Source organism: uncultured Ferrimonas sp. (genome assembly GCF_947489035.1).
GTDB lineage: Bacteria > Pseudomonadota > Gammaproteobacteria > Enterobacterales > Shewanellaceae > Ferrimonas.
The window spans coordinates 109,035-131,904 of the sequence record NZ_CANLCI010000009.1; the positions used below are offsets into that span (position 1 = coordinate 109,035).

The window sequence follows — 22,870 nt, forward strand, 5'->3', positions numbered from 1 at the left end:
CGGTGGGGAAGCATGGCACGAGACAAAATTTAGAGACAAAAAAACCAGCACTTGGCTGGTTGTTTTGTCCGCCTCTCTTCCAGAAGAAGAAAGATGGTACCCGAGGCCGGACTTGAACCGGCACACTCTAAGAGCGAGGGATTTTAAATCCCTTGTGTCTACCAATTCCACCACTCGGGCAACGAGTGCGATAACGATAAACGTTATCGACGATGTGGAGGCGCGTCCCGGAGTCGAACCGAGGTCCACGGATTTGCAATCCGCTGCATAGCCACTCTGCCAACGCGCCGTAGTACTGTATCAATCCGCTTGTGCGTCTTGAGATATTGGAGCGGCACATGAGGTTCGAACTCATGACCTCGACCTTGGCAAGGTCGCGCTCTACCAACTGAGCTAGTGCCGCTGATCACGAACTTTCGTTCGCATTCACCACGTTCTTATCGAAACAAGAAGGTGGTACCCGAGGCCGGACTTGAACCGGCACACTCTAAGAGCGAGGGATTTTAAATCCCTTGTGTCTACCAATTCCACCACTCGGGCAACAAGTGCGATAACGCCGAAACGTTATCGTCGATGTGGAGGCGCGTCCCGAAGTCGAATCGAGGTCCACGGATTTGCAATCCGCTGCATAGCCACTCTGCCAACGCGCCATATCTTGGTGTTTGCTGAGCCATCAACAAACTGAATTTTGGAGCGGCACATGAGGTTCGAACTCATGACCTCGACCTTGGCAAGGTCGCGCTCTACCAACTGAGCTAGTGCCGCATTTCTAGCGAAGCCAACAACTTAGGTCAGCCCCGAAGACGAGACGTATTCTAACTGAAACCCTGCTTAGGTCAACGCCGGATTTGCTTAGAATGAACTGTTTGCCGCCTTTTCAATCAAACCGTTGTAAAACAAAACAAACTGCGGCGACAGATCAACCATGTCGGGTTAAATCACCCCAGGCAGCGCGAATGTAAGACAGCATAGACCAGACGGTTAAGAAGGTTGCGATGTACAACAGGTACAGTGAGATCTGATCCACCAGCGGATTCCAATGGGCAATTAAGCCGGTGATCGACACCATTTGCGCTGCCGTTTTGAATTTCCCCAACCACGACACCGCCACAATGCCACGCTTGCCCATCTCTGCCATCCACTCCCGCAGGGCGGAAATTACAATTTCGCGGCCGATCATAACAACCGCGGCAAAAGTCACCATTGGGCTGTGCAGCTCGGCGACCAACACCACTAACGCGGTGGCAACCATCAGCTTATCAACAACCGGATCAAGGAAGGCACCAAACGGGGTGGATTGATTCAGACGGCGCGCTAAGTAGCCATCAAGGGCATCCGTCAGCGACGCCACCACGAACAAAATTGCGGCGGCAACAAAGGACCATTTCCACGGCGCATAATACAAGGCGACGAAGACCGGGATCATAAACAAACGGGAAAGGGTCAGGATGTTAGGGATGTTGAGTTTCATAGTTGATCCGGCTTAACTTTATGCCGGCAATCATGCCGCAATTTACATTAGCTGCGCAACGCATCATGGATCTTTTGTGCCAGTTGAGCACTGATCCCGGGCACTTTAGCGATCTCGGCCACACTTGCACGCTTCAATTCCTGCATTCCGCCCATAAATTTCAGCAGTTGCTGCCGTCGCTTGGCGCCAATGCCGGGGATGGACTCCAGTGTTGACTGCGTTCGTGCTTTGCCCCGCGCCGCGCGGTGGCCACTGATGGCAAAACGGTGCGCCTCATCGCGGATGTGCTGGATCAAGTGCAAGGCCGGTGAATCCGAGGGCAGATCGATGATCTCGCGACTGAAACCTAAGATCAGTGTTTCCAGCCCAGGTTTGCGCCCTTCCCCTTTCGCCACCCCGACCATCAGTGGCATCGGTAAATCCGTACCGCCAAGCACCTCTTCCAGCACCGCTTCCGCTTGGGTTAGCTGGCCTTTACCGCCATCGATGAACAAGATGGTGGGTAGGGTTTCCGCTTCGGTGCTGCCGCGATAACGCCGCTGCAGCGCTTGGGTCATGGCGGCGTAATCATCCCCTGGGGTGATGCCGCTGATGTTGTAGCGCCGATATTCCTGCTTCGCTGGGCCTTCTCGGTTAAAGACCACACAAGAGGCCACGGTTTTCTCGCCCATGGTGTGGCTGATGTCGAAACATTCCATCCGCCGAATGCTGTGCTCTAACTCCAGCGCTTCGGTTAATTGGCGCAGTCGCTCGGTAATGGTGCTCTTATGGGCAATGCGGCTGCTCAGAGCCGTACTGGCGTTGGTGGCCGCCAGCTTCTGAAATTGGGCTCTTTCACTGCGAACCTTGGCTTTAATGGCCACTTTGCTGTCGCTGCGCTGTGACAAAATCTGCGCCAGCGGTGCCAACTCATCACTGCTGATGTTCACAATGATCTCTTTGGGCACCATGCGATCGTCTCCGCCGCCCAGATAAAACTGCGATAAGAACGCCAGCAGCACCTCTTCGCTGTCGGTGTTATTAGGCAATTTAGGAAAGTAACTGCGGCTGCCCACAATCTTACCTTTGCGCACAAACAGTACATGCACACAGGCCATGCCGCCCTCTACGGCAACTCCGACCACATCCAACTCGCCATCGCTGGTGCCCTGCACCCCTTGCTGTTCTTGCACTCGCCGCAGCGCTAACAGTTGATCGCGATACTGTGCCGCTTTTTCAAACTGCAACTGCCCGCTGGCCGCTTCCATTTTTTCAACCAGCTGCCCCAGCACCTGCTGGCTTTGGCCTTGCAAAAACAACTTAGCCAACTGCACCTGCTGTTGATACTCCTCGTCGCTGATCATCTCGGTACAGGGCCCAGAACAGCGCTTCAGTTGGTATTGCAAACAGGGGCGAGAACGATTGCGGTAGAAGCCATCTTCACATTGACGAATAGGAAATAGCTTCTGCATCAGGTGCAAGCTTTCGCGCACCGCGCCGCCATTAGGGTATGGGCCAAAATAGCTGCCCTTGGCACGCCGTGGGCCACGGTGAAAGGCCAATCGCGGATGACGATGATCGGACAGCAAAATATAGGGGTAGGATTTATCATCACGCAGCAGCACGTTATAGCGCGGCATGTATTGCTTGATGTAATCGTGTTCGAGGATCAGCGCATCGGTTTCGGTGTGGGTAACCGTGACTTCAATATGGCCGATTTGTGCCACCAGCGCGCGGGTTTTGACGCTGGGCACGTTGGTTCGAAAGTAGGAGCTTAAGCGCTTTTTTAGATCTTTGGCTTTGCCAACATAAAGGACAGTGCCTTGCGGTGTATCGTACATACGATAAACACCGGCTTCACTGGTCACCGAGCTCAGAAAGGCTCGGTGGTCAAATTGTTCAGACATGGACCGACGACATCAGATTTTCTCTGCGTCTAACATACCATATCGAATTGCCAATCGAGTTAATTCTACGTCGCCGCTGATCTTCAGTTTTTCAAACAAACGGTAGCGATAGGCGTTAACCGTTTTTGGGCTGATGTTCAGCTGCTCAGCGATGTCGGACACTTTTTGCCCCGAGGTGACCATCATGCTGATCTGCAGTTCACGATCAGACAGTTCATCAAACGGGTTCTTTTCTGGGTTAAATGGGCGCAGCGCCATTTGCTGAGCAATCACCGGATCAATGTAACGCTGGCCAGAGGCGACCGCACGGATCGCTTGCACCATGTCTGCCGGTGGCGCGTTCTTCGTTAAAAAGCCCGCCGCGCCGGCCGCCATAACCCGTGATGGAATGGGCTCTTCCGTGTGTACCGTTAAAATGATGATTTTGGTGTCTGGATTGAAATGCAAAATTTTGCGGGTTGCCTCTAAGCCGCCGATCCCCGGCATGCTCATGTCCATCACGACCACATCCGCTGTATTCTTACGGCACCACAGCACCGCTTGATCACCGTCTTCGGCTTCACCAACAACCTTGATGCCACGTTCGTCTTCCAGAATACGGCGAATGCCGGTCCGAACTAGAGCATGGTCGTCGACCAGAAACACGTTAATCACAATAGAATCTCCACAAATTGGCAAGCTAAGCTTGCCTTACCGATACGATAATACCGCTTACCCCATTTCCGTCAACTGAGTAACTCAGTGCCGGAATAATCACAGAATAGATTTTACTCTGAGCCAACCAAAGTCGTGACCGTAGTCATTAGAGGTAACTGCCGCAAGGGCCACTAGACTATAAAAAAACGTAAATAATGCAAGTAGTTATGATTCAAGCTTGTTTGAGTGCTGACATCTTGGACAGCGGCATTTTTTGGCACACATGGCAAAGTTTTTATTAAAACTTCAGCCTCTACTGCAGCATCGACCCAGAGCAGAATAAAACCCCAAATCGGAAAAAAATACCTCCCAAATGCGCCTTTAAAAGGCAACGATACCCGCACTCAAGCAACTTTGTTTAATATCCGTCCACCTACAGTGTGGTAGCCCAGCGCAACAAGTGGAAGTGAATATTGCCATCAATACTGATATCCGGTGCAAGCGGATCCTCATTGCAGTAAGAGCGTCGCCTTTCGCGGCCGATTACGGCACGCAATAGAGGCAGGATCACGGTAACGGTGGGTGAGGATCAACTGAGGGTTGCTTGGTCGCGGTAGGCTTAAATAGCAAGAGGGCCATAGCAATAAGAGAAGAGAAGAGAAGAGAAGAGAAGAGAAGAGAAGAGAAGAGAAGCGTAAACAGAATCGAGGGCAGAAACGCAAAAAGCCTGCTTCAACAGAAGCAGGCTTTTTTAATTAATGGCGGAGTGGACGGGACTCGAACCCGCGACCCCCGGCGTGACAGGCCGGTATTCTAACCAACTGAACTACCACTCCGCCGAAACTGGTTTTTACAGCTGACTGAGTTTGCGAACGCTCAATCCCCTGCGCTGATCCATTGCATCAATCAGCAAAATAATGGCGGAGTGGACGGGACTCGAACCCGCGACCCCCGGCGTGACAGGCCGGTATTCTAACCAACTGAACTACCACTCCGCCGAAACTGGTTTTTACAGCTGACTGAGTTTGCGAACGCTCAATCCCCTGCGCTGATCCAATGTATCAATCAGCAAAATAATGGCGGAGTGGACGGGACTCGAACCCGCGACCCCCGGCGTGACAGGCCGGTATTCTAACCAACTGAACTACCACTCCGCACCGTTATCAGACCGCCGCAGCGCCCTGAAGACGGAGCGAATATTAAGGAATGTCCTAATCGCCGTCAAACGGTTTTTAAGACTTTTCAGCTCATTCAGTCAAACTTCAACCAACTGCCTAAAAGTGCAGCAAAAGTTGTTGTTAATCTGGCTTGTTTGGCTGAGCAAAAGCACTTAAGTCAACCTCATCTGGGGTCAGATCCACTTTGTCGGCTTCTTGCTGTTGTTGCTGACGCCGTTGGTTAACCCACTTTTGTCGATACCACCATGCCCCTATCCCAGCCGCCAGCATCACAAACAGCACCACGGTGCTCATGACCATGGTTAGGATGGCACTGTGTTTGGCTTCCGCTTCTTGCTGCTGCGCTTGCGCTAACTGCCGCTGGCGCAACTCCTCTTCGGTCGGTGGTGGTGGCGGTGGCGGGGTAATATAGAAATTCAGCTTCGGCAGCTGCAGATAAAATTCGTTGCCATCGGCGGTGGTGCCAACCGCGATGCCCGAAATAAAGAAGCTGCCGTAACCACTGAGCATATCCAGCGGCAACTGTTGCTCCAGCTGAGTTGGCGTCACCGCCAGCGCAATACTGTTTTGATCCGGAGTCAGAATGGTCAACGCCAGATGCAGCTCGCTTAACATCACGTTGGCTTCGGTGCTGATGTACAGCTGATGGGGCTGCCCTACTTCACCGCGCACGTTCAGCCGTACGGGCTGGGGCAGGATTTCAATTTTCTGCTCCGACTCGCGCATAAATACTGGGTTATCGACTCGGATCGCTAAGTTATATAAGCCTGAGGGATAATTAAAATTCAGCTCTGCAGCGAACACGCCATCGTCTGGACGCTCGTCCAAACCTCGGCCGTTGTCGCCGTAGCTGCCAATGTCGAAGGGGCCAGAGCCAAAGTTTTCATCGCCGCTGCGGTTTTCACTGGCCAGCCGTACCCGCCAGCGTAACTGCTGATAGAAGTCGCGCATGACGATGCGATCGCCATCACCGGCGATCTCAGCGTTAATCTTCAACCGCTGACCACGATACAAGGTGGCAGGAAAACGGTCGTGCCGTAACTCTACGCCGCTGAGTACCCGCACCTGCGAGCCCTTTTCAACGTGGCCAACCAACTGCCATGGCCCGGGGGTCGGCTTTTCTATCCGCACCATGTCGGTGTTGCCGGTAAAGCTCCAGTGAACGTTCTCGGGGTGGCGGCTGGCGTACCATTTACTGCCATCCGGCTGCACCACCACAACGGGGGCGGTGCCGTCTTTACGCTGCACTAATAACGTGATCGATTCCACCGCGTGATCGATCCGAAACCGGTTATCCAGCAGGGGAATGTTTTGCACGACCGCGGCGCACGCTTGGCCACAGCAGCCAAGCAGCAGCAACATCGCAATAAATTTAGCGGAACCAAATGGCATCGCTGACCATCTCCATCCGAGTTTTATGGTTATCCAGTTCTTCGGCGGTGGCGGCGATTACTTTAGTTTTTCGGCGATCACTGGCAGCACGATTAAAACTGCCTGCGTTGGCGGCACCAGCCACGCTGAACTCCAGCTTGGTTTGGCCACCGGTTAAGTAGAGGTAGACGTCGGCAAGGATCTCGGAATCCAACAAAGCGCCGTGCAAGGTACGGTGGCTGTTATCGATGCCATAGAATCGACACAGCGCATCCAAGTTCAGGTTGCCTTGCAGTTCACCGCGGTTTTTCAGCGCACGGGCAATTTGCAGGGTATCGACAATGCTGCAGTGATCCTCAATGCGGCCATGACGGCCCAGCATCTCAAATTCGTAGTTAATGAAGCCGGTATCGAAGTTGGCGTTGTGGGCGATCAGCTCGGCGCCCTGCACAAAGGCTAAAAACTCATCGGCCACCTCGGCAAACATCGGCTTATCCGCCAAGAATTCATCGGTAATGCCGTGTACTTGGATCGCCTCTTCATCCACCTTTCTGTCTGGCTTAATAAAGACGTGATAAGTGCGACCAGTCAGCTTGCGGTTGATCAGCTCAACACAGCCAATTTCAATCAGTCGGTGCCCCAAGTAATGCGGGCCCGCATCTTGGTTCATACCGGTGGTTTCTGTATCGAAGACAATTTGGCGTTTTAACGGGGTGACGTCTGTCATGAATATTCCGAGAAAGTAGAGAACGAGCCAACAAATGCGGCAGCAAGCGAGGCTGCCTTGACGCTCGGTTTAGTATACTGTGGCGCTTTGCTTCTTATGGTATCAAGTTCGATGACGCAACGAAAACAAGTGACTCTGTATACCGATGGTTCTTGCCTCGGCAATCCTGGCCCTGGCGGCTATGGGGCGGTGATGTTGTATCGCAAGCATCGCAAAGAGTTACACCACGGCTATCAGCTCACCACCAATAACCGCATGGAGTTACTGGCGGCGATTGTGGCGCTGGAAACATTGATAGAGCCGTGCGAGGTGGTGCTGCACACCGATTCACAATATATGCGCCAAGGGATCACGCAGTGGATCAACGGCTGGAAGCGAAACGGCTGGATGACCAAAGCCAAAGAGCCCGTGAAAAACGTGGATTTATGGCAACGGTTAGATGCCGCCGCCCAAAACCACGACATCGATTGGCGCTGGGTTAAAGGTCACTCTGGCAATGTCGAAAACGAACGTTGTGATGTATTGGCACGAGAAGCCGCTGGAGGCAAGAATTTGCCAACCGATGCAGGCTATCAACCCTCATCTTGAGCAGAGCGGCGCGGGTTATCGTCTTGGTAGCTGGCCAGATCGGCAATGGGGTTGATCAATAATGGCCGTGGGGCACGCCACTTACTTCGCACTGGGGTCAGTGGGCACGCCATCTTTTGTGCCACCAACATGTAGACACTGCCCCACATCGGCAACGCCGCCTCAACCGTATGGCGCAGCGCCCCGAAACGTTCCGGATTCACCATAAAACTGTGCAGCGTCAACGGCTGTTGCTCCACAATGCGGTAGCCCAACACCCCCAACCAATCTGCCACTCGACTGGGCTGAAACATACGCCCAGTCCACGGTGGCCGCTGCCGCAGATGCGGCAGCATATAACCCAACGCCAACGGGCTGATGGCGCTAAAGCCGATGAGTACAAGGTGACCGCCACAGATCATCACCCGATCAATTTCCCGCAGTAAACCATGAGGATCTTGCTGGAACTCCAAGCAAAACGGTGCCACGCAGGCATCAATACTGGCGCCTTTAAAAGGTAAAGCATGCAACTGGGCGCGAACGGCCCCTTGAACGGGATCGAGCCCCATTTGGTGGGGAATGGGGCAGCCGCTGCTGGTTAAACTGGTCGCTAACGGCCCCAGTTTAAGTAAATGATAGCCAAACAACTTTGGCCACCATTCGGTCATGCTGGCTTCCACTTGCTGTTGCAGCCACTCGCCATTAGGCAGGGATTGCCACTGGCTTAGGGGTTGCACTTTATTGGGGTTTAACGCCGGACGCATAGCATCTCCAAATCCATCTGGCCAAGCATAGCAGCTTGCTAAAGCACATCGTTAAGGTACTCTAGCCAAAACCTTCAGGCCAGCAAAACCATGACGATTCGCATCCACCCTATCCCTGCTTTTAATGACAACTACATCTGGTGCTTACACGATGACGAGCACGCTTGGGTGGTTGATCCCGGCTGTGCTGATTCGGTACTGAATTACCTTACCGAACAACAATTGCAGTTGGCTGGGGTGCTGATCACCCACCATCATCCGGATCACACCGGTGGCATTGCCAAGTTGGCCGCCAGCGGGGTGGATCTGCCCGTGGTTGGGCCCAAGTCGGACAAGATCAATGGGCTTAGCCTCACCGTTGCCGATAACGACACCCTGATCCTGGCGCAATTGGGCATTGTTATGACGGTAATGTCGCTGCCGGGACACACTTTGGATCACATCGGTTTTTATAACGACGACATGGTGTTTTGTGGCGACACGCTGTTCAGCGGTGGTTGCGGCCGCTTGTTTGAAGGCACCGCGGCGCAGCTGCAACACTCGCTGCAACGGCTAGCAAATTTGCCAACTACCACCGCAGTGTATTGCACACACGAGTACACTTGTGCCAACTTACGCTTTGCAGTGATGGTAGAGCCTGATAACCAAGCACTGCTGCAGTATCAACGGCAATGCCTATTGAAACGACAGCAACAACAGCCAACTCTACCAACCACGATTGCCACGGAACGGGCGATAAATCCCTTCCTTCGTTGCGACCAAGCAACAATTCTTAACAGCCTCGAACAACATTCACAACTGTCTTTAACAGATAACGTGAGCCGCTTCGCGGCGTTGAGGCAATGGAAAGACAACGCCTGACAGCTTGTTAAAATGCTGCAGATTTCGTCATCGGGCCGAATATTGATTCGGCCTTTTTTTGGGTTTACAGGGTGTCATTGACCTATGAGAGTTTCCTACTCCGCACTGATGTGTGCGTTTTTACTGTCCGGCTGTCAGTCGCTAACGACCTCAAGCTCGGAACAGCCTCAGGCCACTGCCCCACTGAATGCCCCGGCTGCGACGGCAACCACGCTGGAAACCCCGCCAGCCGTACAACCTCAGGCTGAAGCCGTTGTGCCCGTTACTGATGTATGGCAACGGATCCGCGAACAGATGGCACTGGAAGTGCCGGACAACGATCGCGTGGATCACTTTCGCCAGTGGTACATTAGCCACCCGAAACACTTAAAGATCATCTCGCAGCGGGCAGAGCCCTTCATGTATTTGATCGTTGAAGAAATTGAAAAGCGCAATTTGCCGATCGAATTAGCGCTGCTGCCGATTGTTGAAAGCGCCTTTGATGTGTTTGCCTACTCTGCTGGCGCAGCCGCGGGGATCTGGCAGTTCACTTCCCCCATGGGGCGCCACTTTGGTTTGCAACAAAACTGGTGGTACGACGGCCGTCGTGATGTGTACGCCTCCACCGTGGCCGCCATGGATATGATGGAGTACTTGCACAACAAGATGGGGCAGGACTGGAACTACTCGTTAGCGGCCTACAACACCGGCGAAGGCCGCGTGTTCCGCGCCATTAAGAAGAACAAAAAGAAGGGGCTGTCGACCGACTACTTTGCCCTTGACCTGCCAACAGAAACCGAGCGTTACGTCCCGCAGCTGCTGGCGCTGGCCGACGTGGTGAAAAATGCCGAAAAATATGGCATCGATTTAACGCCCATCGCCAACGAGCCACAGCTGCAGCGGCTTGATATCGGTTCCCAAATTGATCTGTCGTTAGCGGCGGATCTGGCCGACATGACCATCGCCGAACTGCATAAGCTCAACCCCGGTTACAACCGCTGGGCAACCTCTCCCGACGGCCCACACGCGCTGTTGCTGCCGGTAGATAAAGTCGCGGGTTTTCAAACGGCCTTGGCCGATACCGACCAAACCGAGCGGGTCAATTGGGTGCGTTACACCATTAAAGCCGGCGATAGCCTCAGCGTTATTGCCAGCAAGTACCACACTCGCACCGCCATCATTCAGTCGGTGAATAAGCTCAGTGACAACCGCATTCGCATCGGTCAAACCTTGCTGATCCCTGTGGCGGCGAAGGATCCGGAAGATTACGTGTTCAGTGCCGAGCAGCGCTTAGCACGGAAGCAATCCAGCAAGCGGGCGGCCTTTAAAATGGAGCACTTAGTGCAAAGCGGCGATTCGCTGTGGACCATTGCTCGGGCCAACAACATCACCGTTAAGCAGCTGGCAAAATGGAACGGCATGGCGCCGTCGGATCCGCTGCGCGCAGGCCGAAAGTTGGCGATTTGGGTGAATAAAGTCAGCCAAAATCAGAAAAGCACCTCGGTGATGCGTAAAGTGCAGTACACCGTCCGCAGCGGTGACTCATTGGCGCGCATTGGCCAAAAGTTTCAGGTAACCGTTGCTGATCTGCTGCGTTGGAACGATCTATCGAAGCGCAAGTACCTGCAGCCAGGGCAGAAGCTCAAGCTCTACGTTGATGTCACTCGGGTTGAGGTATAACGGCTCATCGCGCCCTACCCTGCCCTATGGCAGCCAAGGCCAAACCGTTAGCGTATAGGGCTCAAATTCCGCATCAATGAGTAAGGCCAGCATCTGCTGGCCTTATTCTTATCTGTCGCACTGACATTTCGCTAAACGGCCATCAGTCCGCGCCCGTAGGGGTTAACGAAACAGCACTTTTTCCTGCGAGACCCAGTACACACACAACACCAATAACAGCAGCGCCAATGACAGGTTGCTTAAGGCGATGGGCAACAGCAAGGCATAATCCAAGGTGCCTTTAACCAACTCTTTACTGGCCACCATTACGTTCACAATCGGGGTCCATAGGATCCCGCCGGTCAATTCTGTGCCCGGCACAATGGCGACAATGGCCGGCACAATGGCAACAAACTGCACCGGCGCTAAATAGCCTTGCGCCTCTTTGTAGCTGCGGGCAAAGAACGACATGGTAAGCATTAACGCCGCTAAGATCATCGCGATTGGCACCAGTGCCAGTAACACTAACGCCAGATCCCCTAACCCCACGGCATTCACCGCTTGCAGTAATTTTTCTGCCGCTAAAGCTTGGCCAATGCCCAGCAACCACAACAAACCGCTGACCACCGTTAACAAGGCCACCGTAATGCTGGCACCGGTAACCACAAAGAACTTAGCCAATACGATGGTGCGTCGCTGTTGCGGCGCCAATAACAGGGTTTCTAAGGTGCCCCGCTCTTTTTCACCGGCGGCGATGTCCAATGCTGGGATCATCGCCCCCATTAAGCACAAGAAGATCAGCATGTAAGGCAGCATGCCACCCACTTTCTCGCCAATGTCTTCGCGCTCGGCGGCGGTGCCGATCTCTTGCAGTTCAATCGGCTGCTTCAGCCCCGCCACTTGAGTCTCGGTTAACCCCAGTTGCTGCTGATACTGCTGCTGCCACTGCTCAAACAACGGCGACAGCTGCTGTTTCACCCGCGAGAATTGGCCCACATCATCCGCTTGGTTGTAGTGCAGTTGCCACACGTGGCTTTGCAGCGTGTTGGGATCAAACCCTGCAGGCAGTTGCAGCACAAAATCCAACTGTTTGTTGTTGATCAGTTCAGGGATCTGCTCTGCGTTGAGCAACCGTTGCTGTTGCCAGTTCATTTGCTCATCTTGGCTTAGCAGCTGCCCCAGTTGCTGCTGCCAGCTGCTGGGCGCCAACACCGCAAACTCTAGAGTTTCACTTTGCTTACCTTTGATGGTTTGTCCGGCAAACCAGATCGCACCGCCCATCAACAAAGGCAGCAGCAGGGTCGGAAACAACACCAGAAACCAGAACGATTTCTTATCTCGGCGCAGCTCTGACACCTCTTTTTTTACGATATGCCAAAACATCAGATCACCTCCGCCAGCGCTTGCTTATGTTCATCCATAAAACGTTGTCGCAGCGAGATGGTATCGCGACCGCCGCCATAGGCTTCTAACGAGCCACTGTATGTGGCTTTGCCTTGGTCAATCACGCACAGCTGATCGCACAACAGGCTGACCTCCTCTAAATGGTGGGTAGAGAAGATCACCGGCAACTGCCGTTGCTGCTGTTGCCGAATAAACTCCATCACGATCTCGGTAGACATGATGTCCAGCCCGGTCGTGGGCTCATCTAAGATAATCACTTTAGGTTGATGCACCATGGCGCGGGCAATGTTGGCGCGCTGATTCATGCCACTGGATAGATCAATCACCCGCCGATGGCGGAAACTGTTCATCTGTAACTGTTCGCATAACAGGTCAATTTGTTGTTGCGTTTCGGCCTTACCCATTCGGTACAATCCGGCAAAGTAGCGCAGGTTTTCCTCAACGGTAAAACGTTCATACAACTTGGTGGAGGCCGATAAGAAACCGATATTGCGCCGCACATCGTCACCATCTTGATGCAAGTCGTCGCCACAGACGGTTATCTGCCCCTGATCTGGGGTGATCACCCCACTGAGCATGCGTAAAGTGGTGGTTTTCCCAGCCCCGTTTGGCCCCACTAACCCCAGCACTTGCCCCGCTTCACACCCAAAGGATACCCCCTCAACCGAATGAAAAAAGCGCCCACGCTGACGCGGATCTTTTTGCCCATCTTCAGCCCCCGCTTTGGGATCTGCCAGCTTGAAACGCTTGTGCAAATTGTGCACTTCTATCATTGCTACGTCCTTGTTTTTATAAGCCAAATTGCATGCTATCTTCGGTTACTATCAGCAAAATTAACACAAGCTAGCAATGACTACGATATCAACTGCGTTACAGGCCGTGTCGGCTATTTGGCTACACCCCGCTGCTGTTTTTACCGAACTAAAACAACGTAAGCACTGGTCTTGGCTGCCCTTTTTACTGGTAATGATGCTGCCCGCCCTCGTCGGAGCGCTGTACTTTGATCGCGTGGATTGGTCGTGGTATCAGCAAAATTTTGTGTTACCCGCCTTACAGGGGCTTACCCCCGCAGATAAAGAGATCGCCCTTGAGTTTTCCAGCCGCGCCACTTACCTCTGGTCAAGCCTCAGCAGCGTATTGATAGGCGGTATATTGGTTGCCGCCTGTTATGGGTTTTACCTGAGCAAAATGACTCAGTTAGATGAAGAAAATATTCAAGGGTTTGGCGATTGGTTCGGTCTGTGCTGGTGGACATTCTTACCCACGCTGGTTGCCAGCGCGATTGGCTTATTGCTGCTGTTGATTGGTGACAATCAACAAAGCCCTAATATGGTGTTGGCGCCGTTATCCATCGCGAACCTATTGCAACTGAGCACAGAGCAACCGTGGTTTAATCTGGCCAGCTCGGTCTCACTGACCACCCTGTGGACGGCGTTGCTGCAATACAAAGGGGTTCGAGCGTGGACCACGCTCAAACCCCTTATCAGTTGGGTTATCGTCTTAACCCCATACGTGGTGCTGTTTGGGATCTGGGCGGCGCTGGTGTAGCGCCACCAAGATCAGCTAGAACAGTTCAACCAAAACCGGCTTCACTGTTGGCCCTGCGTTCTTATCCATCAAATTAAGCTCTGCGTGCAGGTAGTAACTGCCCGGAGCCAATTTAGTTAAGCTGCGCGGCGACACATGAATGGTCACCTTACGCTCGCCTAACGCCGGCAAACGCATTTCGCTTAAGGCTTGGGTAAACATCATGTCTTGGGAATACCGCCACACCACTTGCCCGTTTTGACTCAACGAAAAGTCCGCCATCATGCCAGAACGAATGGTATAGCGTAGCTCGCGTTTGCTGGTGTTATGCAGATGCAACGCCGCTTTCGCCCCCTGCATTCGATCCCAACGAGATTCCGTATTGATCTGCCCCGTTAATGGCGATATCGCTTTATCTTGCACAATTTTAACCACGCTAGGATCCGGTTGAGCATCCGCTATCAGTTCCGCTTTGGTAGCCACTTCAGGCTGCACCGGTTGTTCTGCCACTGGTGCCGTTGCTTGAGCACAACCCGCCAATAGCGGTAATAACATCCATAGTTTGTTCATGGGTTCTCCTAGTTACCTAAAGCACCAAACAGCTTACTTTTTAATTTGTCTTCCAGCTTCTGCTTAAGCTTGTCTTTCTCTTTGTCTAACAGCTGATCTTTTAATCCATCTAAGTCTAACCCATAGCTAGGCTCGGTAACGGTACCACCAATTTTCAATGGGATAGGCAGATCCACCAGTTGATCCGTGCCAGAGCCACCCTGCCCTTCCATGCTGCCAACCAGTGCAACCACCAGATCCATTGCAATCGCTTGATCAACCAGACCTAATTGGCCTTTGCCATCCACCCGTAACAACGGCGAAGCCAGTGCTAACGATGGGATCTGCAACTGACCGTCGGCCACCGCAAGCGACACATTCACGCTGCTGAAATCGGTTTTCTTAACCGTTTCATCGGCGCTGGTTTCTCCTCCGGTAAATGCGGCGGTGCCGTCCCGCACCATCTTGGCCAGATTAACCCCATACAACGCACCATCGGCTAAGGCTAATTCGCCCTTCGCGGTTAGGTTTTGCAATAGCGCATCCCCCGCTAATCCAACCCCTTTGCCAGATAGCGTCAGATCGCCACTGCCTTCAAGCAGTTCGGTATCAGCTAAGGCTTGCAATAAAGGCTGGATCTTCAAGCCTGATAACGACTGAGTAAATTGGTAGCGGGCTGGCACTTGGCGACCATCCAAGCTGGCCGTCACCTTAAAGTCGCCATCAAACGTGGTACCGCTTAACTGCTTTAAGGTTAATACGCCATCTTGTAACAAGAGTTCGGTGTTGAGATCGTCAACTTGAATGTTATCTGCCAGTAGCGACTCAAGCCCCAAGGTAACCTTGGCGTTGATTGCCGTCATCACACGAAGATCCGGCTCTGGGCTAGGCGCTTGCTGCGGCTCTTCACTGGGCTTGCTGTCATCGGTTTGTTGCGAAACCATGTAGGGGGTCAAATCCAATCGGTTCCCCTTACCCGTTAACTGCAAATAAGGCACCTTACCGCCGTACGCTAGGCTTCCTTGAGCATCAAACTGAAACTCATCAAGCCCCAACTGCAATGACGGCAGCGACAGCGTTTGTTGATTCAAGTCGATGTCTGCTTGCAGCTGCAAAGCCAGCGCCATCGGCTTATTGGCAACCGCTTCACCATCAATGCGGATCGACTGCTGCCAATCATCAATCTGTATACGACTGAAATCTTTCGCAAAGGCCAACATGGATGACGCTTCCGTTTCTAAGGTCGTGCCACCGTCATCCAACGCCAACATCAGTTTTAATGGCGCCGAACGCGCTGGGGCCAAGTTGCTTAGCTCCAGCTGTTTAATGGTGATGGTCTGCACGGTCGCGGCACCGCGGTTATCGTTCACCAATTGCAGATCATTCAGCTGAAACAGCCCCAGACTCCAGTCATTCGCTGCGGCATCAGCACCACCGCTGTCGGTGCTGGGTTGGCTACTGTCTGCTGTGCTGGATCCCCCTAAGCCCGTGGTGCTGGTGCGGCCATCGGCTAACGTCACCATGGTTAAGGTGGCGCCATCAACCACAATCGATTCGATCTGCAGTTCGCTCGCCAACAGTGGCATTAACGCCACGCCAACCGACGCTTGGGTTATCTGCAGCAGCGGTGGTAGCGATTCGTTGGGGATATTGCTCAGACTCACACCCTGCAGCTGCATTCCCAAAGTTGGGTAAAACGACAGGCCAATGTCACCATCAATCACCAGATCTCGGCCGGTGGCTTCATTTACTTTGTCGCTGATCACCGGTTTGTAACTATTAAGATCCAGCACAAAAGCCACGTAGCCCACCACCAAAAGCAGCAGTGCTACCAGCGCAATCGCAATCCACTTAATTATTTGCATCGATTCAATTCCTGTTGAGCCAGTGGCAGCGCTGCGGCTGACACAATAACGCCGTTTGCATCGGCATAGATAAAATCCTTGGGCTGAATATGGCAACCGTGGATCTGAACGCTGACATTACGCTCACCGACTCCGCGTTTGTCGCTTTTCATCGGCACCGCCCCCAGCGCCATAACGCCAAGATCCATGGTAGCAATCGCATTCACATCGCGAATATAGCCAAACACCACAATCCCAGCCCAACCATTATCAACCGCTTTTTGTGCCAGTTGATCCCCCAGCAAAGCGCGGCGAGATAAGCCACCACCGTCCACCAACAGCACCCGCTCGAGCCCAGGCTCGGATAAGGTTTCACGCACTAATGAGTTATCTTCCAAACAGCGTACGGTGACCACTTCGCCGCCGAAACAGCGGCGGTTGCCATACAGCGAAAATAACGGCGGTAACAACCTTACTTGCGACGAATAGCGATCACACAGCTCGGGCAACAGATCCAACATGTAACCACTCCTTGGTTAAATGAATATATTTTCCAATATGTTATACCAATATTATAACGGTGCCGAGGCCACAGTAATGCTAATGTAGGTGCATTCGTGCAATGATGAAGTCTACCTCTGTATTCGCAGGGCTCTGCCCTATATCGATAGCCTTAGTGGTGTTCTAAGCTGACACTACAGGCGTAAATGCTGTCAACATAGGGATAAGAACATGACTCAAGCCAAACCCATTATCGGAGTGAGCGCCTGTGTGATTGGCCACAAAGTGCGCTTTGACTCAGGTCATAAACGTTCGGCGTTCGTTGACGACCAACTGCGGCAATTAGTGGAATTTAAGCCATTATGCCCGGAAGTGAATGTTGGCATGACCACCCCCCGTCCGACCATTCGCTTACGTGAAGTAGCCGGTTCCATTCGCTTGATGGACGATAAAAATCACATCGATCATACCGATGCAATGAACCGTTATAGCGATGAAGTCCTGCCAACGCTCAGCGAACTGAGCGGTTATGTTGTGTGTGCCAAATCCCCCACTTGCGGCATGGAACGTGTAAAAATTCTGCAAGAGGATTGCAAAGGAGCGCAATATAAAGGCCGTGGTGTGTTTACATCGGCGCTGATGCGGCGCTACCCGCTGCTGCCCGTTGAAGAAGATGGCCGGCTGAATGATCTGCCGATCCGGGAAAATTTCGTATTACGGGTGCTGATTTACCATCAAGCAAAAGCGCTATTACAAAAACCGAGCCAACGCGCGCTGCTGCACTTCCATCAGAAACACAAACTGCTGTTATTGGCTCATAACGAACCCATTTACCGCCAACTCGGCCCTCTGGTTGCAACAGAGTTTGAAGGCAGCGACAGCGACAAAGCGCTGCAATACGTCACCCAAATGATGGCTGCGCTGGCCAAGCCTGCAACCCGTCGTGGGCACACCAACGTGTTGCAACACATTCAGGGTTATTTCAAAAAAGACCTTGAACCCAGCGAGAAGCAGCACCTGCAAGACACCATCTTGGCTTATCACAGCGGTCAATTACCGTTGATGGCACCGATGACCGTGGTAAAACACATTCTGAGTAAATACCCAAAGCCGTACATCAGTGATCAAAGCTACCTTGAGCCCACGCCAGTGCAATTAGCATTACGGTGTAATTTATAACCATGAAACTGGTCTGGCTGCGTAGCGATCTGCGCCTCAATGATAATCCTGCCCTCTACAGTGCTTGCCAAAGTGGTGAGCCGGTTGCTGTGGTGTTTGTGGCTACCCCGAGGCAATGGCAACAACACCACTGGGGCAACAACAAGATCAGTTTTATTGCCGCACAATTACAATCACTGCGACAACATTTAAACCAGCGCAATATTGCACTGCACATCAGCTGTTGCGATGATTTCTCAGCCCAGCCACAGCACCTCCATGCGCTGATGCAGCAACTCGGTGCCAGCTGGTTATTGTACAACGCAGAACACGGTTACAATGAACAAGTGCGCGATAACGCCGTTGCCGCCACACTGACCCAAGCTGGGCTTGGCTGGCAGCGCTTTGCCGAACACAATCTGCTTGCGCCAGAGCAGATCCGCACCGGTAAAGGCGAACCCTACCGCGTGTTCACCCCTTTTATGAAAAAAGCACGGCGCTGGCTGAGCGATTTTCCACCGCAGCCATTGCCCGCACCAGCCATCCAGCCCTTTGCGGTATTAGAACAACTTAACCACTGGCAACAGATCCCAACTTATCAACTGCAGTGGCCTGTTGGTGAAGATGCTGCCTGGCAACAGTTACAGCACTTTTGCCAAGACGCCATGAATGATTACCAGCATGGTCGTGACATCCCCGCCATTAACGGCACATCACGTTTATCGCCCTACTTAACCATTGGCGTCCTATCGTCGGTCGCGGTTTATCATTATTTACAGCAGCGTATGCCCCATGGCGATGGCGCCACCACCTGGATAAATGAGCTGCTTTGGCGCGAATTTTATCGCTATCTCATGCACCACTTTCCGGCGCTATCCAAGAACCAAGCGATGTATCCACACAAAGAACCCAAATGGGATCACAACCCCGCTTGGTTTGCTCGGTGGCAGCAAGGCAATACGGGCTTCCCCATGGTGGATGCTGGCATGCGAGAACTAGCGCAAACAGGGTGGATGCACAACCGACTACGTATGCTCTGTGCCAGTTTTTTGGTCAAAGATTTGCATCTGGATTGGCGCCTTGGAGAAGCACACTTTATGACACTACTGATCGACGGAGATTTTGCGAGTAATAACGGCGGCTGGCAGTGGGCAGCAGGCTGTGGCGCCGATGCCGCCCCCTATTTTCGGCACTTTAGTCCAACACGCCAAGCACAGCGGTTTGATCCAAAACAGCAATACCAAACCCGCTACGTACCCGAGTTGGCCGATGGACGGCAGAGCTATAGCCAGCCGATGGTCGATCACAAACAACAATGCCAGCAATTCAGCCAACGCGTGAAAGCGCTGTCGCCCAAAACAGCAACGGATTAACAATCTCTATCGTATTGGCTGAATTAAACCTAAATTAAAAATACATAACATCCTTTCGCCTTGCTCTTTAGACTCCGTAGCAAAGTAAAAGCCGAAGATAAATATAAGTCTAAAAGGCATTTGTAAAATCATTCATTTAATTTTTATTTTATCTTAGGTTATATTAATTAAAACTTATCTTTTTACTCTCGGTTAATTCTTTACGATGTTTATCGTAAATTCATTTACCGCCATTTCATTATGATTAATTGATATTTAAATTACATCATGGTGTCAATTTATCGTTACCCCAGTGGCTACAAGGTGGAGTGCTCAGCTACAGCAACCTAGCCTCCGTCTGTGCCCCAGCTAGAAACGTAATGCACAATCACATCCCGAAATTGCCGCCATCAATGGCGACAACTGCCATACTACTGCAAGCTGAGCATTGGTATTACGCTCATGCTGCGATGGTCAACATAAATACTTGAACTGAAGGAGACCCGCCATGAACATCGTCTGCAGCCGCAAGCTACTGCGCACTAAATGGACCGCCACCACTCCTTTTCACGATGAAACTCACTTTTTAGTCCAACATGTCTGCTTAGATCATCAGGGCCTTGCTAGAGGCGTTGTCATACAGGGATTAAATAACCGACATCAATTTGAATTAACCATGGCTCAACTGGAAGATTCAGACCGATGGCAGTTGGGCTGGAAGTAAAGTAGGTTGCTTAAAATTGAAACTGCATTATTATAGACGTTAATTCGGATAGAATTTTTTACTGCATGGATGCCATTTCAGTCAATCTGACCAGAGGACTCATACTCGCCGATGAGCAACTTACAGCTAGAAGATGCATTTCGTAGTGCATTAATAGAAATAGAACAAGAAAAGCAACATGTAACAGAATTATCATCCGCAACTCGCGCACCTCGTCAAATGCGCAGCTACATCGATCAACTGCAGTGGTCTGACAAGCAATTAATCACATTTCGAGATACCTTGGATGAAATGATCCAAGAGCGAAAAGAAAAAGCATTAAAGGCAGAACGAACGCAAACTTATCGTGCCAAGCTAATTAATATGGCACGAGAGCTCAATATGAGCTATGACGAATTAGTAACGACTATGGTTGATTTAGAAGCAATCAAAAAATAGCAAAAGCGACTTCGGTCGCTTTTTCTTTATTTAAATGAACATAAACAAACGTTAAAACGACTATTTTTATTCTGCCGCGCTAATCATTAACGGCCGTATTGGTATTATCTAGATAAGCCGTAGGCTCCACTTTACTTACATACTCTTCCCTGCACTGCTCTCATTTTATTCGCCATCATTCCTGTTTTTGCATTTTGCAAAAGCATTGCATTTTGCGCGTCAAAATTCCGTCACTTCGATACATCTGTGTCTATACTGCTGGCTCTGAGGCAAGTACCGAACCCCACAGATGGAGTGTTCCAATGCATTTTCCAAATTTACTCAAACTCAGGAGCTACACCCTAGCCGCACTGCTATGTGGCTTGAGCGTAAGTTACGCCACACCGGCCGCTGCCGATGGCGACGAACGACTTAACGCACCGACGGATCCGGCAATTGTTGAAGCACTGGCCAACGGCAACAAGATCCGAATATCAGGAACAGGTCTTCACTCCTTACCAGAAAGCCCTGGCACCATTAACATTGATTTAAACGATGGCGAAGTCATTGAACGCGTGCTGTTGTATTGGCAAGTCTTCGATTCAGATCTGTCTTTCGACACTGAAATCGACGTTGTTCGCACCGAAGATGGCAGCAGCTATATGGTAAGTGGTGATGTCATCGGGGTGTATACCGGAACAGATGGTGGCGCCCCGAAAAAAGCCTTTTACAACGCGTATTCAGCCACCATTCGAGCAGATATTACCGATATGGCCATTGTACAAAGTGGCACCAATACCCTTGAGATCTCCGGCCTCGACTTAATCGAACTGCCTAATGTGAATTTCGGTGACGATGGCAAAAATGGCGCTGGCGTGATGCTGATTTACAGCGATGGCAGTGGTTCATCGTTGCAATTGGTTGATGGGCATGATGCCGCATGGTGGCAGGGGAATGAATCGGGCTTTACCCCCAACCGTGAAACAACCAATGCAGTACGATTCGAATTTGATGCCACCGATCAAGATCGCTTTGCTGATATATCAATGTTTGTAGCCAGCGTTGAAGGCAGTGTTCAATCCGGGGGGGATCGCCCCTCCGTCATCGAGATCCGCGTCGGTAATGATCCTGCCGATGCCGTACGCGACATCAATGTGTTAACCAGCAACCGGGGCGACGAATGGGACGACTACGTCAGAAACTTCCCTATTCCCGCTGGTGCCAGCTTTGTTGAAGTGCAGTTGTACTCTGAAACCGATCCCTTTGTAGACCCTTTTGATCCAAACAATGATGTCGATCCTGCTTCGTTTGTTTGGCTCGCTGCTGGCCTTTCTGTGCCACAAAATATCGAAGACGCCTGTGAATGCCGCCCAAAGAAACTGACCTTCAAATTTGTTGGTGGTAACTGCGCCGCGTCAAACAATGATCAAGGCAGTAAGTTTGTCTGTGAAGGCGATCTGTTCGGCGCCAACAGTGCCGATATCATCGTGAGTTCGAATAAAAAGAAAGACAGCAATATCGATTTAAGCAGTAACAGTGTCGCATCGGGTGGCACCTTTATGCTGCAAAGTAGCGCCACGGGTGGGCAAGCCGGTCGATTACCAGCGCAGTCGAAGCTATTACTCTCGAATGGCTATGACGACATCTTTCTCGATATCCATACTTCATGTTCCGTTCCGTTAATGACCGGCGATCAATATGGCCCTCTGGTCTTAGTGGGCTTTGAGCAAGGCGATCAATGTGACGGTAAACCGAAGAAAAAACATAAGAAAAAGAAGAAAAAACATCACAAGAAGGGCAAGCATCACGACCATGATGATAAGCACAAAGGGAAAAAGCATGACGATAAAAAAGACAAACACAACAAGCACCATCACGACGATTAATCTCGATTAATCATTTCCTCGGTGAACAAGGACGTTCACTAATATTGCAGAGGATCGCTGCTCTGCAACCCGTCAATGACTCTTATACTCCTCCCCTCTGATTAACGACAGAATTAGTATCGATTCAATCGTTCACATCGGGCTTTATTAGCGCCGCTCAATTTCTCGATAATGAAATGCATGCCGTTCAGTCCAACAAGTAAGCTTCAACGGCGTGACCGACCGCCACGCTTTTAATCAAAGGCCTAACCAACTGAACTGCCTCGCCAACGTCAGCCCTGCAAACGTGTTGGCCACATATGAAAAAAGCCCTGTCCAGAGGACAGGGCTTTTTCGAACCATTTCGGGAGCTAGGGCGCAGTGGGCGGAACTCGAACCCGCGCCCCCGGCGTGGCCGGCCGCCAAGCTC

20 protein-coding genes and 9 tRNA genes are annotated in these 22,870 nt (G+C 51.7%); 9 read left to right on the forward strand and 20 right to left on the reverse strand.

Annotation, left to right across the window (positions count from 1 at the left end):
- Positions 1-94: 94 nt before the first annotated feature.
- From Q0796_RS07825 to dnaQ, 14 genes are all read right to left on the reverse strand, one after another.
- Positions 95-180, reverse strand: a tRNA-Leu gene (locus Q0796_RS07825).
- A gap of 35 nt (positions 181-215) precedes the next feature.
- Positions 216-289, reverse strand: a tRNA-Cys gene (locus Q0796_RS07830).
- A gap of 38 nt (positions 290-327) precedes the next feature.
- Positions 328-403: transfer RNA gene (locus Q0796_RS07835), tRNA-Gly, on the reverse strand.
- A gap of 51 nt (positions 404-454) precedes the next feature.
- Positions 455-540, reverse strand: a tRNA-Leu gene (locus Q0796_RS07840).
- 36 nt (positions 541-576) lie between these two features.
- A tRNA-Cys gene (locus tag Q0796_RS07845) sits at positions 577-650 on the reverse strand.
- 39 nt (positions 651-689) lie between these two features.
- Positions 690-765, reverse strand: a tRNA-Gly gene (locus Q0796_RS07850).
- Positions 766-919: 154 nt separating this feature from the next.
- Positions 920-1,471: a CDP-diacylglycerol--glycerol-3-phosphate 3-phosphatidyltransferase gene (gene pgsA / locus Q0796_RS07855; RefSeq protein ID WP_298441742.1), complete on the reverse strand. Its 552-nt coding sequence runs from the start codon at positions 1,469-1,471 to the stop codon at positions 920-922.
- Positions 1,472-1,518: 47 nt separating this feature from the next.
- Complete coding sequence (gene uvrC, locus Q0796_RS07860) at positions 1,519-3,357, reverse strand: excinuclease ABC subunit UvrC (protein ID WP_298441744.1); 1,839 nt, start codon at positions 3,355-3,357, stop codon at positions 1,519-1,521.
- A gap of 12 nt (positions 3,358-3,369) precedes the next feature.
- Positions 3,370-4,011: a UvrY/SirA/GacA family response regulator transcription factor gene (uvrY, locus tag Q0796_RS07865; protein WP_298441745.1), complete on the reverse strand. Its 642-nt coding sequence runs from the start codon at positions 4,009-4,011 to the stop codon at positions 3,370-3,372.
- Positions 4,012-4,752: 741 nt separating this feature from the next.
- Positions 4,753-4,829: transfer RNA gene (locus tag Q0796_RS07870), tRNA-Asp, on the reverse strand.
- 82 nt (positions 4,830-4,911) lie between these two features.
- A tRNA-Asp gene (locus tag Q0796_RS07875) sits at positions 4,912-4,988 on the reverse strand.
- An 82-nt stretch (positions 4,989-5,070) separates the two neighbouring features.
- Positions 5,071-5,147 (reverse strand) — tRNA-Asp (locus tag Q0796_RS07880).
- A gap of 144 nt (positions 5,148-5,291) precedes the next feature.
- Entirely contained in the window at positions 5,292-6,563 is a 1,272-nt protein-coding gene (locus Q0796_RS07885; protein ID WP_298441747.1) for a TIGR03503 family protein, read from the reverse strand.
- Positions 6,544-7,269 carry a DNA polymerase III subunit epsilon gene (gene dnaQ, locus Q0796_RS07890; protein ID WP_298441748.1) on the reverse strand — a complete coding sequence of 242 codons (726 nt, stop codon included), beginning with the start codon at positions 7,267-7,269 and terminating at the stop codon, positions 6,544-6,546. Before dnaQ ends, Q0796_RS07885 begins: the two co-directional genes overlap by 20 nt.
- A 111-nt stretch (positions 7,270-7,380) precedes the next feature.
- Between dnaQ and rnhA the strand changes: the two genes are divergently transcribed.
- Positions 7,381-7,857, forward strand: a complete 477-nt coding sequence (gene rnhA / locus Q0796_RS07895) for a ribonuclease HI (RefSeq protein ID WP_298441750.1) — start codon at positions 7,381-7,383, stop codon at positions 7,855-7,857.
- Here rnhA and Q0796_RS07900 read toward each other — a convergent pair.
- Positions 7,842-8,600: a methyltransferase domain-containing protein gene (locus Q0796_RS07900; RefSeq protein WP_298441752.1), complete on the reverse strand. Its 759-nt coding sequence runs from the start codon at positions 8,598-8,600 to the stop codon at positions 7,842-7,844. The two genes, rnhA and Q0796_RS07900, sit on opposite strands and share 16 nt — an antisense overlap.
- Positions 8,601-8,690: 90 nt before the next feature.
- Here Q0796_RS07900 and gloB point away from each other — a divergent pair, with 90 nt between their 5' ends.
- Both gloB and Q0796_RS07910 read left to right on the forward strand, forming a co-directional pair.
- Complete coding sequence (gene gloB, locus Q0796_RS07905; protein ID WP_298441754.1) at positions 8,691-9,461, forward strand: hydroxyacylglutathione hydrolase; 771 nt, start codon at positions 8,691-8,693, stop codon at positions 9,459-9,461.
- Between the two features lie 84 nt (positions 9,462-9,545).
- On the forward strand, positions 9,546-11,120 hold the full coding sequence (locus Q0796_RS07910) for a LysM peptidoglycan-binding domain-containing protein (protein ID WP_298441756.1): 1,575 nt from the start codon (positions 9,546-9,548) through the stop codon (positions 11,118-11,120).
- 162 nt (positions 11,121-11,282) lie between these two features.
- Here the strand turns inward: Q0796_RS07910 and Q0796_RS07915 are convergent, their stop codons facing one another.
- Both Q0796_RS07915 and Q0796_RS07920 read right to left on the reverse strand, forming a co-directional pair.
- Complete coding sequence (locus Q0796_RS07915; RefSeq protein WP_298441758.1) at positions 11,283-12,482, reverse strand: ABC transporter permease; 1,200 nt, start codon at positions 12,480-12,482, stop codon at positions 11,283-11,285.
- Positions 12,482-13,276, reverse strand: coding sequence for an ATP-binding cassette domain-containing protein (locus tag Q0796_RS07920; RefSeq protein ID WP_298441759.1), 795 nt, complete (start codon positions 13,274-13,276; stop codon positions 12,482-12,484). The genes Q0796_RS07915 and Q0796_RS07920 overlap by 1 nt, the downstream gene beginning before the upstream one ends.
- 76 nt (positions 13,277-13,352) lie before the next feature.
- On the opposite strand from Q0796_RS07920, the gene Q0796_RS07925 reads away from it, so the two are divergent.
- Positions 13,353-14,051, forward strand: a complete 699-nt coding sequence (locus tag Q0796_RS07925) for a YIP1 family protein (protein ID WP_298441761.1) — start codon at positions 13,353-13,355, stop codon at positions 14,049-14,051.
- A 15-nt stretch (positions 14,052-14,066) separates the two neighbouring features.
- Here the strand turns inward: Q0796_RS07925 and Q0796_RS07930 are convergent, their stop codons facing one another.
- From Q0796_RS07930 to Q0796_RS07940, 3 genes are read right to left on the reverse strand one after another with little or no spacing between them, the layout of a single operon-like run.
- A complete protein-coding gene (locus Q0796_RS07930; protein ID WP_298441763.1) occupies positions 14,067-14,600 on the reverse strand; it encodes a BsuPI-related putative proteinase inhibitor in 534 nt (177 codons plus the stop codon).
- A gap of 8 nt (positions 14,601-14,608) precedes the next feature.
- Positions 14,609-16,444, reverse strand: a complete 1,836-nt coding sequence (locus Q0796_RS07935; protein ID WP_298441764.1) for an AsmA family protein — start codon at positions 16,442-16,444, stop codon at positions 14,609-14,611.
- Complete coding sequence (locus Q0796_RS07940) at positions 16,435-16,944, reverse strand: putative 4-hydroxy-4-methyl-2-oxoglutarate aldolase (RefSeq protein ID WP_298441765.1); 510 nt, start codon at positions 16,942-16,944, stop codon at positions 16,435-16,437. The genes Q0796_RS07935 and Q0796_RS07940 overlap by 10 nt, the downstream gene beginning before the upstream one ends.
- A 211-nt stretch (positions 16,945-17,155) precedes the next feature.
- Here Q0796_RS07940 and Q0796_RS07945 point away from each other — a divergent pair, with 211 nt between their 5' ends.
- The 5 genes from Q0796_RS07945 to Q0796_RS07965 all read left to right on the forward strand — a co-directional run bounded on the left by Q0796_RS07945 (position 17,156) and on the right by Q0796_RS07965 (position 22,461).
- Positions 17,156-18,103, forward strand: coding sequence for a DUF523 and DUF1722 domain-containing protein (locus tag Q0796_RS07945; RefSeq protein ID WP_298441767.1), 948 nt, complete (start codon positions 17,156-17,158; stop codon positions 18,101-18,103).
- Positions 18,104-18,105: 2 nt separating this feature from the next.
- Complete coding sequence (locus Q0796_RS07950; RefSeq protein ID WP_298441770.1) at positions 18,106-19,455, forward strand: FAD-binding domain-containing protein; 1,350 nt, start codon at positions 18,106-18,108, stop codon at positions 19,453-19,455.
- Between the two features lie 487 nt (positions 19,456-19,942).
- Positions 19,943-20,158, forward strand: coding sequence for a TIGR02450 family Trp-rich protein (locus Q0796_RS07955; protein ID WP_298441772.1), 216 nt, complete (start codon positions 19,943-19,945; stop codon positions 20,156-20,158).
- 111 nt (positions 20,159-20,269) lie between these two features.
- On the forward strand, positions 20,270-20,596 hold the full coding sequence (locus Q0796_RS07960; RefSeq protein WP_298441773.1) for a hypothetical protein: 327 nt from the start codon (positions 20,270-20,272) through the stop codon (positions 20,594-20,596).
- 302 nt (positions 20,597-20,898) lie between these two features.
- The gene (locus Q0796_RS07965) at positions 20,899-22,461 is read left to right on the forward strand and encodes a hypothetical protein (RefSeq protein WP_298441775.1); all 1,563 of its coding nucleotides are present in this window, start codon (positions 20,899-20,901) and stop codon (positions 22,459-22,461) included.
- Positions 22,462-22,870: the final 409 nt, after the last annotated feature.

Excerpts from the sequence above, each read along its gene's own strand:
- Q0796_RS07960 (WP_298441773.1), top strand. The coding sequence starts at position 20,270 with ATGAGCAACTTACAGCTAGAAGATGCATTTCGTAGTGCATTAATAGAA.
- Q0796_RS07965 (WP_298441775.1), top strand. The coding sequence starts at position 20,899 with ATGCATTTTCCAAATTTACTCAAACTCAGGAGCTACACCCTAGCCGCA.
- Q0796_RS07935 (WP_298441764.1), bottom strand. The coding sequence starts at position 16,444 with ATGCAAATAATTAAGTGGATTGCGATTGCGCTGGTAGCACTGCTGCTT.
- Q0796_RS07955 (WP_298441772.1), top strand. The coding sequence starts at position 19,943 with ATGAACATCGTCTGCAGCCGCAAGCTACTGCGCACTAAATGGACCGCC.
- Q0796_RS07930 (WP_298441763.1), bottom strand. The coding sequence starts at position 14,600 with ATGAACAAACTATGGATGTTATTACCGCTATTGGCGGGTTGTGCTCAA.
- uvrC (WP_298441744.1), bottom strand. The coding sequence starts at position 3,357 with ATGTCTGAACAATTTGACCACCGAGCCTTTCTGAGCTCGGTGACCAGT.
- Q0796_RS07885 (WP_298441747.1), bottom strand. The coding sequence starts at position 6,563 with ATGCCATTTGGTTCCGCTAAATTTATTGCGATGTTGCTGCTGCTTGGC.
- Q0796_RS07920 (WP_298441759.1), bottom strand. The coding sequence starts at position 13,276 with ATGATAGAAGTGCACAATTTGCACAAGCGTTTCAAGCTGGCAGATCCC.
- Q0796_RS07925 (WP_298441761.1), top strand. The coding sequence starts at position 13,353 with ATGACTACGATATCAACTGCGTTACAGGCCGTGTCGGCTATTTGGCTA.
- Q0796_RS07910 (WP_298441756.1), top strand. The coding sequence starts at position 9,546 with ATGAGAGTTTCCTACTCCGCACTGATGTGTGCGTTTTTACTGTCCGGC.
- Q0796_RS07915 (WP_298441758.1), bottom strand. The coding sequence starts at position 12,482 with ATGTTTTGGCATATCGTAAAAAAAGAGGTGTCAGAGCTGCGCCGAGAT.
- dnaQ (WP_298441748.1), bottom strand. The coding sequence starts at position 7,269 with ATGACAGACGTCACCCCGTTAAAACGCCAAATTGTCTTCGATACAGAA.
- gloB (WP_298441754.1), top strand. The coding sequence starts at position 8,691 with ATGACGATTCGCATCCACCCTATCCCTGCTTTTAATGACAACTACATC.
- Q0796_RS07900 (WP_298441752.1), bottom strand. The coding sequence starts at position 8,600 with ATGCGTCCGGCGTTAAACCCCAATAAAGTGCAACCCCTAAGCCAGTGG.
- Q0796_RS07940 (WP_298441765.1), bottom strand. The coding sequence starts at position 16,944 with ATGTTGGATCTGTTGCCCGAGCTGTGTGATCGCTATTCGTCGCAAGTA.
- Q0796_RS07950 (WP_298441770.1), top strand. The coding sequence starts at position 18,106 with ATGAAACTGGTCTGGCTGCGTAGCGATCTGCGCCTCAATGATAATCCT.
- rnhA (WP_298441750.1), top strand. The coding sequence starts at position 7,381 with ATGACGCAACGAAAACAAGTGACTCTGTATACCGATGGTTCTTGCCTC.
- Q0796_RS07945 (WP_298441767.1), top strand. The coding sequence starts at position 17,156 with ATGACTCAAGCCAAACCCATTATCGGAGTGAGCGCCTGTGTGATTGGC.
- pgsA (WP_298441742.1), bottom strand. The coding sequence starts at position 1,471 with ATGAAACTCAACATCCCTAACATCCTGACCCTTTCCCGTTTGTTTATG.